The organism is Bradyrhizobium genosp. SA-3 (assembly GCF_004212635.1).
Taxonomy (GTDB): Bacteria; Pseudomonadota; Alphaproteobacteria; order Rhizobiales; family Xanthobacteraceae; genus Bradyrhizobium.
The window spans coordinates 1-12,624 of sequence record NZ_PSRT01000074.1 but is presented as its reverse complement, the minus strand read 5'-3'; the positions used below and the strand labels follow the sequence as shown (position 1 = coordinate 12,624).

Annotated in this window: 7 protein-coding genes; 4 read left to right on the top strand and 3 right to left on the bottom strand. The window is 65.1% G+C overall.

Annotation, left to right across the window (positions count from 1 at the left end; all coding sequences use genetic code 11):
• Nucleotides 1–119: 119 nt before the first annotated feature.
• The 3 genes from CWO91_RS24610 to CWO91_RS24605 all read left to right on the top strand — a co-directional run bounded on the left by CWO91_RS24610 (nucleotide 120) and on the right by CWO91_RS24605 (nucleotide 7,817).
• Nucleotides 120–6,578 carry a non-ribosomal peptide synthetase gene (locus CWO91_RS24610; RefSeq protein WP_130217065.1) on the top strand — a complete coding sequence of 2,153 codons (6,459 nt, stop codon included), beginning with the start codon at nucleotides 120–122 and terminating at the stop codon, nucleotides 6,576–6,578.
• 132 nt (nucleotides 6,579–6,710) lie between these two features.
• Nucleotides 6,711–6,884, top strand: coding sequence for a hypothetical protein (locus tag CWO91_RS43205; protein ID WP_164934413.1), 174 nt, complete (start codon nucleotides 6,711–6,713; stop codon nucleotides 6,882–6,884).
• A gap of 201 nt (nucleotides 6,885–7,085) precedes the next feature.
• On the top strand, nucleotides 7,086–7,817 hold the full coding sequence (locus CWO91_RS24605; RefSeq protein WP_130217063.1) for a 4'-phosphopantetheinyl transferase family protein: 732 nt from the start codon (nucleotides 7,086–7,088) through the stop codon (nucleotides 7,815–7,817).
• Between the two features lie 103 nt (nucleotides 7,818–7,920).
• Here CWO91_RS24605 and CWO91_RS24600 read toward each other — a convergent pair whose 3' ends face one another.
• The 3 genes from CWO91_RS24600 to CWO91_RS24590 form a co-directional block, all read right to left on the bottom strand.
• Complete coding sequence (locus CWO91_RS24600) at nucleotides 7,921–8,946, bottom strand: histone deacetylase family protein (RefSeq protein ID WP_130217061.1); 1,026 nt, start codon at nucleotides 8,944–8,946, stop codon at nucleotides 7,921–7,923.
• 131 nt (nucleotides 8,947–9,077) lie between these two features.
• The gene (locus tag CWO91_RS24595) at nucleotides 9,078–10,016 is read right to left on the bottom strand and encodes an SMP-30/gluconolactonase/LRE family protein (protein WP_130217059.1); all 939 of its coding nucleotides are present in this window, start codon (nucleotides 10,014–10,016) and stop codon (nucleotides 9,078–9,080) included.
• Nucleotides 9,973–12,048 carry a PQQ-dependent sugar dehydrogenase gene (locus CWO91_RS24590; protein ID WP_130217057.1) on the bottom strand — a complete coding sequence of 692 codons (2,076 nt, stop codon included), beginning with the start codon at nucleotides 12,046–12,048 and terminating at the stop codon, nucleotides 9,973–9,975. Before CWO91_RS24590 ends, CWO91_RS24595 begins: the two co-directional genes overlap by 44 nt.
• A gap of 207 nt (nucleotides 12,049–12,255) precedes the next feature.
• Here CWO91_RS24590 and CWO91_RS24585 point away from each other — a divergent pair, with 207 nt between their 5' ends.
• Complete coding sequence (locus tag CWO91_RS24585; protein ID WP_130217055.1) at nucleotides 12,256–12,489, top strand: DUF6894 family protein; 234 nt, start codon at nucleotides 12,256–12,258, stop codon at nucleotides 12,487–12,489.
• Nucleotides 12,490–12,624 lie beyond the last annotated feature (135 nt).

The following is a 12,624-nucleotide window of genomic DNA, read 5'->3' as shown; positions in this document are numbered from 1 at the left end:
CATCACTCCGTCGAAGGGCTTTAGGCCCCTCAACCACAGATTTTGAGGCCCGAACTTCACCTCAGACTGGACGCGTTCCCTAACTCTTGGGAAGAATAGCTCAATCAGATCAAAAGGGAATGGCGTTGTCGGACATTGCATCCGGAGCGGGACAGGGAACGGAAGCCGTAGGCGCCGAAACCAAGTCCTTTGCCCATATCGGCGACCTTCTCGACTTCCATGCGCGGAAGATGCCGGCGGCACCCGCCCTCCTCGCCCCGGGCCGGCCGGCCCTCAGCTACGCCGCACTGGGCGAATCGATTCAGCAACTGGTCCGTACCTTGCGTGGGCTCGGCATCAGTCCCGCAGACCGCATCGCCGTTGCACTGCCGCGCGGCGCCGACGGCGCGCTGGCATTGATCGCGGTCGCCTCGAGCGGTGCCTGCGTCCCGATCAATCCCGATCTGACCGCGGATGAGCTGCAGCGCTACTTCAGCGAACTGAAGCTGTCGGCGCTCGTGACCCGGGCCGACATGAACTCGGCGAGCCGCGACGTCGCCAGGACGCTCGACATCGCGGTCATCGATTTCGTGCCGGGGCCGGTCAACGATCTCGGCGCCTGCGCGTTCATCGGGCCGACGATCAGGCCGGCAAATGCCAGCGGCACCTCGCGCGGCGACGGCGATGCGTTCATCCTGTTGACGTCGGGCACGGCGGCGCGGCCGAAAATGGTGCCGCTGACGCATCGCAATGTGTGCCTGTCCGCCCACAACGCCGGCCGCGTGCTGTCGCTCACGTCCCACGATCGCCTGCTCAACGTCCTGCCGCTGTTTCATGCCCATGGTCTGATCTCCGGCCTGCTGACGGCGCTGACCGCAGGCTCCAGCGTGATCTGCACCGAGGGTTTCGACGCGTCGTCCTTCTTCAGTTGGATGCGGGAGCTGCAGCCAACCTGGTACACGGCGGTGCCGACCATTCATCGCGCGCTGCTGACGGCGGCGGAAGCTGATCCGGACCGCGTCCGGGCATCGTCGCTGCGCGTGATCCGCTCGGCCTCAGCCTCGCTGGCGCCGGCGATTCTCGAAGGACTGGAAGCGACGTTCGGCGTTCCCGTGCTCGAGACCTACGGCATGACCGAGGCGGCCTCGCAGATCGCGGCCAACCCGTTCGAGCTGCGCAAGGCCGGATCGGTCGGCCGCGCCGCTGGCCCGGAAATCGCGATCATGGACGAGACGGGCCGCCCAGTCGCGAGCGGCACGCATGGCGAGATCATGCTGCGCGGCCCCAACATGAGCCGCGGCTACTACAATGACGAGGTGGCGACAGAGGCCGCGTTCCGCAACGACTGGTTCCGGACCGGCGATCTCGGCTATCTCGACGCCGACGGCTATCTCTTCATCGTCGGCCGCATCAAGGACGTCATCAACCGCGGCGGTCAGAAGATCTCGCCGCTGGAGGTGGAGGAGGTCCTGCTCAGCCATCCGGCGGTGCTGGAAGCCGGCGTGTTCGCCGTCCCGCACGAGAAGCTCGGCGAGAACGTTGCGGCTGTCGTGGTGCTGCGACCGAATTCCGAGGCGACCTCGGACCAGTTGCGCCAGTTCGCGCGAAAGCGGCTCGCGGCCTACAAGGTGCCGAGCCTGATCCGCAGCGTCGCCGCGCTGCCGAAAGGCGCCAGCGGCAAGCTCAAGCGCAATGCGCTGGCCGCGCTGATCGCAACCGTGGGCGGCGGCGACGAGGCCGGGCTGCCGCGCAATGCGCTGGAGACCCAGCTCGCCGCGATCTGGGCTGGTCTATTGGAGCTACCGCAGGTCGGCGCCGATCAGGACGTCTTCGCGCTCGGCGCGGATTCGCTCGCGGTGACGCAGATGCGCTCGCGCCTGCGCGAACGCTTCAACGTCGATTTCTCCTTCGAGGACATTTTCGACTGTGCCACGGTCACAGCTCTTGCGGCCCGGCTCGAGACGGCCGCAAGCCACCGCGAGGCGGCGCTGCCGGCATGGCGCAAGGCCATAGACGCGGACGCAGCGCTGTCGTTCCAGCAGCAGCGGATGTATTTGCTCTCGCGGCTCGATCCGACCCGCTACAATTACAACGTCGCCGAAGTCGCGCTTCTCAAGGGCCCTGTCGACGTCGCGGCCCTTCAGGCGGGCCTTGCGGCGACCTACGCGCGCCATGAGGCGCTGCGCTCGGTCTTCATCGAACGGCAGGGCGAGCCGGCGCAGCTTGTGCTGCAATCGCCACCGCGGTTCGAACGAATCAAGCTCAGGCCCTGCCTTGCGGACAAGCGGATCGCAGTGATCCGGCGCGAGGCGCTCAAGCTCGCACAACATCCGTTCGACCTGGCACACGAGCCGCCAGTGAAGGTGACGCTGCTGTCGTTCGACAAGACGAGCCACGCGTTGGTGGTCAATGTCCATCACCTCGTCACCGACGGCTGGTCGCAACGGCTGTTCTGGCAGGAGCTTGCCGCCCATTATGCAGCCGCGCACACGAGGAGCGCCGCCGCGCTGCCGTCACCCGCCTTCCAATATCGCGACTTTGCGCTGTGGCAGCAGAGCTGGGCGCAGACGCCCGCGGCAAAGGAACAGCTCGACTATTGGCGGACCCAGCTCGACGGCGTCACCACGCTGCCACTGCGAACCGACCGGCCGAGGCCGGAGATCTGGAGCGGCCACGGCGCCCGTCGCTATCTCGAATTCTCAAGAACTCTGTCGGCCGACCTGCGGACGCTGAGCCAGAACCAGGGCGTCACGCCCTTCATGACGCTGCTCGCCGTGTTCCAATGCCTGCTGTTCCGTCAAACCTCGCATGAGGATGTCGCGACGGGATCGCTGATCGCCAACCGCAACCAGATCGAAAGCGAGCGCCTGATCGGGCTGTTCGCCAACACTCTGGTCCTGCGCAACGATTTCAGCGGCGATCCGAGCTTCGGCGAGATGCTGCGGCGGGTGCGGCAGGTCACGTTGGACGCCTACCGCAACCAGGATCTTCCAATCGAGGAGGTGTTGCGCGCGCTCCAGGTCGCGCGCCGCAGCGACGGCAATCCGCTGTTCCGGATCATGTTCATCCTCCAGAACGCCTCGATCGAGGCGGCGCGCTTCCCGAACCTCTCGACGCGGCGGCTGGAAGTCGATCCCAAGGTGGCGCGCTTCGACATCACACTCGAACTGGTCGAGGCCGACGGCCGTTTCACCGGCTTCTTCGAATACGCCACCGATCTGTTCGACGCCGCGACGATCGACGGCATGGCGGCCCAGTTCAAGACCCTGCTCAAGGCGGCCATCGCTAATCCCGAGGAGCGCATCTCGCGCCTGCCGCTCCTGACCGAGGCCGAACGCCGGCAATTGCTAGCGAAAGGCCGGGGCGTGCCGGCTAATTTCACCACGCGCGGCAATTTGAGCGAACGTTTCGATCGTCAGGCCAAAACGACGCCGAACGCTATTGCGGTATCGGACGGACGCACGTCCCTGAGCTATCGCGAGCTTGCGCGCCGCAGCCAGGCGGTCGCGCGCTGGCTGGTCCGCGAAGGCGTTGGTGCCGAGAGCGTGGTCGCCTTGCTGGCGGAGCGCGGACCCGACCTGCTCGCCGCGATGATCGCGGTGCAGCGCGTGGGCGCGGCCTTCCTCAATCTCGATCCCGACCAGCCAACGGTACGGCTCGCGACCATCCTCGGATCGAGCTGCGCCCGCGTGCTGCTGACTGGGCGGGCCCACTCCGCGATGGTCGAGACGCTGCTCGATCCGCTGGTCGAGCGCATCCATGTGGCCGAACTCGAAGACGCGATAGCGCCAGGGACGACCAAGCCGGCCCACGCCGCGCCGCGCGCCGCCGCGAGCCTCGCTTATCTCGTCTATACCTCCGGGTCCTCCGGCACGCCGAAGGGTGTCATGGTCGAGCAGCGCGGCCTGTCGAACCATCTGGCCTCGCTCATCTCCGAGCTCGGGCTCACGGCCAGGGACGTGATCGCGCAGACCGCGCCGCAGAGTTTCGTCATCTCGGTCTGGCAGTTTCTCGCCGGGCCCATGGTCGGCGCGCGCGTGCATATCTGCGGCAACGCGACCGTGCAGGACCCGATCATGCTGGCGCAGGAGATCGAGCAGGAAGGCGTCACGGTGCTCGAAATCGTTCCCTCGCTCTTGCGGATCGTCGTCGAACGGATGAACGAGGCACAGGTCCAACGCGCCTTCTCCAAATTGCGGCTGCTGATCTCGACCGGAGAGCCGCTGCCGGTCGATCTCTGCCGCACCTGGTTCGCTCGCTGCCCGAAAGTGCCGCTGATCAACGCCTATGGCGCGTCGGAATGTTCTGACGACGTCTCCCTGCATCGCCTGACCAAGGCGCCGGCGATCGCGACCGGCAACGTTCCGGTCGGCGCGCCGCTGCCGAACACCCAGCTCTATGTGCTCGATGCAAACCTCCAAACGCTGCCAGCCGGCGTGACCGGCGAGCTCTGCATCGGCGGCGCCGGCGTCGGCCGCGGCTACATCAACGATCCCGCTCAGAGCCGGCAGCGCTTCCTGCCCGATCCGTTCTCGCGCCGGGCGGGCGCACGGCTTTACCGGACCGGCGACCTCGCCCGCCGCCGCGCTGACGGCACGATCGAATGCCTCGGCCGCGCCGACCATCAGGTCAAGATCCGAGGCTACCGGATCGAGCTCAAGGAGATCGAGAACGTACTTGCCGAGCATCCGAGTGTACGCGCCGGCATCGTCGAGCCGCGTCGCGAGGCGAGCGGCGATGTCAGGCTGGTCGCTCATATCGTCGCAAGGCCCGGCTGCACGAGCAGCGCCAGCGAGCTGCGCGAATTCCTGAAAGGCAGGCTGCCAGGCCATGCCATCCCGTCCGCCTTCCTGTTCCTCGATCAGTTGCCGCTCAACGCCCATGGCAAGATCGACCGGTCGGCGCTGCTGGCGCCGGCGCAGCAGGACGTGTCCGGACCGGATGCGGCCGTGCCGGCGCGGCGCTTCACCGAAAAGGCGCTCTCCGACATCTGGATCGACCTGCTGAAGGTCGAGAGTCTCGGCGTCACCGACAATTTCTTCGATCTCGGCGGCCATTCGCTGCTCGCGGGACAGGTGATGGCGCGCGTCGCCCGTGCGCTCGGCGTGTCGCTGCCGATCAAGACCATCTTCGAGGCCCCGACGATCGAAGAGCTGGCACGGCAGGTCGACGCGGCCGTAGCGGCGAAGCCGCGCAAGCCTGCCGCAAGCGGGATAAGGCAAACTGAAACGAGGCTGGCCGACCGCGGTCCTCCGACTCTCTCGATCGCGCAGGATCAGATGCTGCGGATCGAACAGAACCTGCCGGGGCTGCCGCTGTTCAACCTGCCCTTTGCCTTCCGCCTCCAGGGCCCACTCGATCGGGCCGCTCTGGCGCAGGCGATCGACGATATCGTTCGCCGGCACGAAGCGCTTCGAACCACGTTCAGCTGGAACGGCGAGGAGCCCGTCAGCCACATCGGCGCACCCGGCACCCTCGGCCGAGTCCTGACCGTCGAGACTGTCGGCGGCGGTCATTCCCATAACAACAAGCGGCGCAGGGCGCTCGAACTCAGGAAGATCGATCTCCTGATCGAGCAGGAAACCTATACCCCGATCGACATCACGCGCGCGCCGCTGATGCGCACCCGGTTGTTGCGGCTCCACGACAACGATTACGTGCTGCTGCTGACGCTGCATCACGCCATCGTCGACGGATGGTCGATCGGCGTGCTGTTCGAGGAATTGTCGAACCGTTATGCGGCACTGGCCGGATATCCGTCGATGCCGCTGCCGAAACGAGCGCCAGCCTTTTCGGACGTCGCGCGCTGGCAGCGCTGGTGGTGCGGCACCGGCGCGGCCCGCCGCCAGCTCGCCGACTGGACCGAGAATTTGCGCGGCGCGGCCCCGCTCTTCGATGACGAATCAAGACCGGGTGCGTCCACCGGGCATCATCCGGTGAGCCTCGAGCGTGAGCTGATCGGCCGGCTCACGGCTTTCGCCGGCCGGCACAACGGTACGCTATTCATGTGCCTTCTCACCGGCCTGAAGGCGCTGCTGCTGGCGCGAACGGGGCGCACCGACATTGTGGTCGCCACCGCCATGGCCAATCGCGCCCAGCCGGATACTGACCGAATCGTCGGCCCGTTCGAGAACACGGTGATCGTCCGCACCAAAATCACACCGGAGCTGTCGTTCGTGCAAGCCTTGGCGCGGGTGCGCCAGAGCGTACTGGACGCGCATGCCCGGCAGGAGCTGCCGTTCAATATCCTGGCCGACCATCTGGAGCGGGAGGGGGTAGATCCGGCCTCGCTGTTCCAGGTCTATTTCACATTGCAAAATCCGCTGCGCCAGCCGCTCGATCTGCCTGATCTCGCGACAGAATCGATCGGCAACATCGCTCGCGAGGGCCAGCCGGTGCTGCCGATCGACCAGACCTGGCTGTCACTGATGCTCAAGGAACGCCCGACCGGAATCACCGGTTCATGCAATTACAAGCGGGAGCTGTTAGACGGCCGCATGGTCGGCGCCTGGATGGAGGATCTCGTCGCGTTGCTGGCGGCGGCGATCGCCGAGCCCAGCGCGCCTCTCGGCAAATTGCTCGACCGCAGAGCAGCCTGATTTCAAGCCGGAGGAAAACGCCGGCTCGTCGAAGCTGTGAATGATCCAGTTGCATCTTGATTATTTGGCGCCACCGCGCAAGATTGTTCGCGGGCTTTGATTTGCACGATTATTTTCAACCGGGGAAATGTTATGGGTTTCATCAAATTTACGAAGAAGACCTCGCTCAGCGAGGAGGACCGCAAGGCACTGCGAGAGCTGCTCAACTTCGAGAAAGACAAGCTCAAGGTCGCGCTGAAGGATGTCGACGACAGCCTTAAGGCTCTGCGCGGGGCCAAGAAGAAATCCAGGAAGAAGAAAAAGTAAGCGTCGGCCGGGGACGCCGCACGATTGTTTAAAAATCGACCGCTCGCCTGTCGAGTTGGGGTCTCGCACAAGCTTGCGTCTGTAAACCGGCCAGCAATCGACAAGGATTCGCCAGAGTGGACCGCTAGAAGCGGTCTGCTCAATTGATTCTTGCGTCCCGCGCCGGGGATTCCCTCCCGCCTGACGCCAAAGGCCTCATTGATGGCAGACGACGGAATTGAACTGTTTGTCGGACTGATCGAGACCATCGACACGCCAGGCGTCGTCGATGCGTGTCGACGCCTGCTCTCCGTCGACGAACAGATCCGGGCCGACCGTTTCATGTTCGAGCGGCATCGACGGCAGTATATTTTCGCGCATGCCATGCTGCGCATGGCGCTGTCGCAGGTCGCCTCCAACGTTGCCCCCTCCGACTGGTCCTTTGCGGCCGGTCGCTATGGGCGGCCGTTTGTCGCAGCGCCCAAGACCTCGACCGCGCTGCATTTCAGCCTGTCGCATGCCGACGGCTGCGTCGCCTGCGTCGTCTCGCGGCATGAGGCCGTCGGCGTCGACGTCGAAACCGTGTCCCGGCGCATCGCGCCGTTGTCCACCGCGCTTCGCTTCTTTGCCCCGGAGGAAGTCGAAACCTTGCGCGGACTGCCCGAGCCCGCCGCGATCGAGCGCTTCTTCGACTATTGGACGCTCAAGGAGGCCTACCTGAAGGCCAGGGGCTTTGGGCTCAATCTACCGCTCGATGCATTCGCCATGCAGGTGTCACGCGAGGCCATCGAGATCAGCTTCAAGCCCGATATCGCCGACGATCCGCATGGCTGGCGCTTCTCGCTGTGCTCGCCATCGCCCTCGCATCGCCTCGCGATCGCCGATGGCTCACGTGCGGACGGCGGCCTGCCGATCAGCCGTCGGGCCTGGCCGCTGCAGCAAGCGGCCGAATGACGCCACCGCGGCTTCTCGTCTGTCGAGGCAATGACGTGTTTTCCGGCCTCTGCCCCCCGCCTTCGCCAAGGCTTCGGCGGGCAAAGGCGGTAAAAGACGGAGATCACCGCGCCTCTTCGAACCCTGCCAGCACCGAGGTCAGGTTCGCGCCCAAAATATCCGAGAGATAGCCGCCCTCCTGCACGAATACGGTCGGCAGGCCCATTTTCGCAATGGCCTGGCCGATGCGGCGGAAGCCCGGCGTGGTGACGGCCAATCCCTTCAGCGGGTCGTGTTCCGAGGCATCGAGACCGAGCGCGACGACGAGCGCGCCGGGCGCAAAGGACTCGATCGCCTTGCGCGCGACGTCCAGCGCCTGGATGTAGCCGTCATCGCCGGTGCCGATGGCAAGGGGAATGTTGAGATTGGTGCCGAGGCCCGGACCCTCGCCACGCTCATGGGCATAGCCCCACACGAACGGATAATACGCAATCGGATCGGCATGGATCGAGATCGTGTAGACGTCCGGTCGCGCGTAGAAGATGCCCTGCGTGCCGTTGCCGTGATGGACGTCGACGTCGAGAATGACGACACGCTCGTGCTTCTGCCGCAGATGCGCCGCTGCGATCGCGCTGTTATTGAGGAAGCAGAAGCCGCCCGCCATGTCGCGATAGGCGTGATGGCCCGGCGGACGGCAGAGCGCGTAGGTCGCATCCTCGCCGTCCATCACCATCTGCGCCGCGGTGACTGCAACGTCGGTCGCGGCACAGGCGGCCGCCCACGTGCCCGGCCCGATCGGCGCCGCGGTGTCGGCGGTGTGCCAGCCGAGCTTGCCGACGATATGGGTGGGATAGGTCGCGGCGTGGCGCACCGGATGGATGTTGCCGATCATCTCCGGGCCGGAATCGCCGAGTGCAGTCCAGGCATCCCAGGCTTCGCTCAGGAACGACAGATATTCCGGACTGTGGATGCGCGCGCGGGGGCCCTGCCCGAATTTCGTCGGCTCGACCAGTTGATGCTTGCCGTCCTTCAATCCCTTGAGCAGGCGGTCGGCGCGCTCCGGCTGCTCGGTGGTGCGCTTGACGACACCGCGAACCAGGAAGAATTGCGGATCATGGCTGCGATGCAGCTCGGTATGGACGGCTTTCACTCACACACTCCGTGGGTCGCATGCTCTTTAATGTGCCGCAGAGTCTTGATCTCCGCGACGGCCAGATGCAAGCAAGAAGAATGCCGCCCCTGTCGCGCTGCCCTGCGCTGAAAGCAGATCGCCCGCGAAGCTCAGCAACGCCCGCGCTGAAGACAGTGCTCGCGGCCCTGCTGGTCGGTGCGGAAGGCCTCGATGAAGCCGCCTTGGCGCTGCGTGACGAAGACGGTCTTGCCGTCGCCACCGCCGAAGGCGAGGTTGGTCGGCTCCTTGGCCCTCAGCGCGATCTCGCGCTCGACCGCGCCGTTGGGCTTCATCAACGCGATCGTGCCCTTGAGAATGCGCGCCACATACAGCCGACCGGTGACATCGGTGCGCAGGCCGTCGATGGTGTCGGGCTGGAACGACTTGACGAGCTTTGCGTCGACGAGGTCGTTGCCCCGGATGCCATAGGACCAGATCTGGCCGCTGCTGGATTCGCCGACATAGAGCGTCTTGCCGTCAGGACTGAGATCGATGCCGTTGGTGGTGCCCATCGCGCGCGGCGCCGCCATGATCTGGCCCTGCACCGATCCGTCCGCTGCCTTCGCGATGCGCCAGATGTGGCCTTCCCGGCCCTTCCAGTTCGGATCGCTCGCATAGATCGTGCCGTCGCGCGCGATCGTGATGTCGTTGGGCTGGTTCATCTCGTCGGAGTGAAACCAGAGGGACGGCTCCGTCGCTCCCTTCGGAATCGTGAAGACGTTGTGCTTCTTGTAGTCGGCAATGAACATGGTGCCATTCCGATCGAAGCGGATGGCATTGCCGACGCTGCCTTCGGGCAGCGCCGTGAAAGGCTCCGACGCCGCGCCGCCGGCTGGCAGCCTGCCGATGGTGCCTTGCTTGCCGAAATTGACCACGAAGAGGTTGCCGTCGAGGTCGGCGGCGGGCCCTTCGATGCCGAAGGTGTATTCGCCTGTGGGCGTCACCTGTGCGCTTTCGAACAGCTTGGTCTCGGCAGCGGCCGGCAGCGTCGCGACGAGCAAAATGCTACTGCACAGGCACCAGAAATTCCTGCCGGATGTAATAGCCATCGTCGTCGGTGCACTCGCCGTTCAGATAGGGATCGGCCGGCCGGAAGAATCGGCTGAAGCCGGGTTTGTCTACAACGCTCTTTTGTGTCACGACCACGACCTTGGCGGCCGGTATTTCGCCGCATTCCTTGTTGGTTTTGCCAAAGAACTTGCGCTGCGGCGGGCCAGATTTGATCCGCATCCGCGTGCCCGGAACCATTTTCGCAACGAGCAGGTCCGCGATATCGAGCAGTCGCGTGTAACCCGGCTCGGTCTTCGGCAGGCCCTCGCCGCCCGGCGGCATCAGCTTCTCCGCACCGAGACCGCGCAGCCGCGTGCGCAGCTGGCCGGCGTCGGGATCGCCCGGATAGATCCAGCCGTCCTGTGACAGCATGAAGCGGAGCACGGCTCCGTCCTTTTCCGCATCCGATTGGCCCGGCTTCAAGCCGAAATCCGAATGGCAGCCGACGCAATGCTTCTCGACGAGGCCCTTGCGCAGCGACGTGAGCCGGGCGCTGTTCTGCGCGTCCCTGGCGACGAAGGCCGCGAGTTGGTCGATCATCGCCTGGCTGCGGATGTCACAGGGTAGCGGCGCCGGCGCATCGCCTGTGGCGCGATCGATGCGGATCACGGTCTTGTTCTTGTCTTCGACCAGCCAGATCGCGCCGTCTTCCGCCACCGTCATGCCGACCGGGGCGCCTTGCGGTCGCGCGCCGTTGACGCGGTGCCAGCCTGAAATCAGCTCCTCGAACGGCGCGGCGGCCACCTCGCCGGCATCGGTCAGGAAGCTGCGGGTCGGGTCGGCCGCGCAGCTGACGTGATAGTGCACCGGCGCCGGGGCAGGCTTTGGGAAGCCGTGGTCGTCGACGTCATGGATGAGGACGCGGCTGCCGGTCGGACGATAGCCGTGCAGACCGACCAGCAGCTTACCCTCCAGCTCCGGAAATTTTGTGCCGTGATAATAGAGCATCGCGAGCGGCGCACCATGCGGCGGCATCAGCGAGAGCGGCGGCTTGTAGAGCGCATTGGCGGTGCAGAGCGATTTATAAATCCCGGACTGCAGCACGCTCCTGAATTCCGGGCTCGGCGTCGACACATCGTAACAATAGGGCCAGCCATAATGCCTGCCCTGCTCGATCGCGTTGATCTCCTCGTTCGGCTTGAAAATGTCTGGCAGATCGCGGCCGTTCTCGCCTTGCAGGAAGGCGTAGCCGGCATCGGGAAAGTTCGGATGCAGCGCCAGCGCCATCGAATTGCGCAAGCCCCGCGCATAGACGGTGTGCGGCGGATCGGGATCGCTCGGCTTCAGCGCCGGGAAGACGCCACCCGCAGGCGGCGTGTATAGCCAGATCGATGCCATCGCGGACGCGCCCTCGGCGGCCGCGCAAGGCTTGGTGATCGGTGCCGGCGTGACGCAGTCGTCGCTGTGCGAGCCGATATTGACGAACAGCCGCCCGTTCCTGTCAAAGACAAACTGCTTGAGCGGATGCGCGCTTTCGTCGAGCCTGGTGCCGTCGGGCAGACTGATCCGCCGGCCGGGCATGCGACGGATGATGGTCTCGACCGTGCCGCGCGGATTGTCCGCAAGCGGATCGAACCGGAAGATCGTCTCTGCGGTTGAGGCATAGAGCTTCCTGTCGGGACCGATCACCAGGCCGAACGGATACTCGACGCCGGTCAGCAATTCCCTCAACCGCTGGCCTTGGGGCGCCCGCGGGTCGAGCAGCAGCAGGCGTCCGTCGGTGTGGCCCCAGCCGCCCATATCGGCCACCACGAACAGGTCACGGCCCGGCACCTGGATGATCGAGCGCGGGAATTTCAGGCGGTCGTCCTCGCTGGCGACGAGGCCGGCGCAAAAGCCTGCCTTCATGTCGATCTGGATTTTGGGAAAGGCGAGATCGCCGCTGCCGCAGACGTCCGTGCCGATCGTATAGCCGCTCTTCCTTACCGGGTCGGAGGACGCTCCCGGGGCAACACCGAGCAGCGCCCCAGTAACAACAGCCACAAACAAGCACAGGCGTCGACGTTCACGCCAGAATATGAGGTGATTCACGGCAGCTTCCCCGGATTTCCGGCGAAACTTGTTCCATGCCGCCCAAGCGCGGTCCAGCTGATCATCACCCGCCTGTGATTAAACCTGTAACGACCTCGGAGGCGACCAATCTCCGTAAATTCCCTTACCGGGTTCGACCCGAATGTTTCGCGAATGCCTCGGGTGGTATCGGTTTGCCATCCCAATCGCTCCTCACAGGAGGCGTATATGGTCCAGGTCTATTTTCACTGCTCCAATGCCGAGGGCACGCTGATCGATCACTACGGCGCCGCCGTCTCCAATCTCACCGAGGCCCGCGACCGCGCCGCCCAGATCATGCGATCGATGATCCTGACGCCGAGCAACGAGGATTGGCGTGACTGGGTGATCCATGTCAGCGACGACGACGGCGAGGAGATTTTCGATCTCCCCTTCACCGCCATGCTCGGCAAGCCGCATTGAGGTGATGCCATGCTGCTCGCTCCCTTGACCCTGCTCCGCCACCCCCTGAGCTTCGTCGCCAGCAAATGGCACATACTGATGAGGATCGCCGGCGACCCCTACCGCCCCGAGCTTCACTACATGCGCGGACCCGGC

Coding starts and splice junctions, on each gene's coding strand:
- CWO91_RS24610 (WP_130217065.1), top strand. CDS start 120: ATGGCGTTGTCGGACATTGCATCCGGAGCGGGACAGGGAACGGAAGCC.
- CWO91_RS43205 (WP_164934413.1), top strand. CDS start 6,711: ATGGGTTTCATCAAATTTACGAAGAAGACCTCGCTCAGCGAGGAGGAC.
- CWO91_RS24605 (WP_130217063.1), top strand. CDS start 7,086: ATGGCAGACGACGGAATTGAACTGTTTGTCGGACTGATCGAGACCATC.
- CWO91_RS24595 (WP_130217059.1), bottom strand. CDS start 10,016: ATGGCTATTACATCCGGCAGGAATTTCTGGTGCCTGTGCAGTAGCATT.
- CWO91_RS24585 (WP_130217055.1), top strand. CDS start 12,256: ATGGTCCAGGTCTATTTTCACTGCTCCAATGCCGAGGGCACGCTGATC.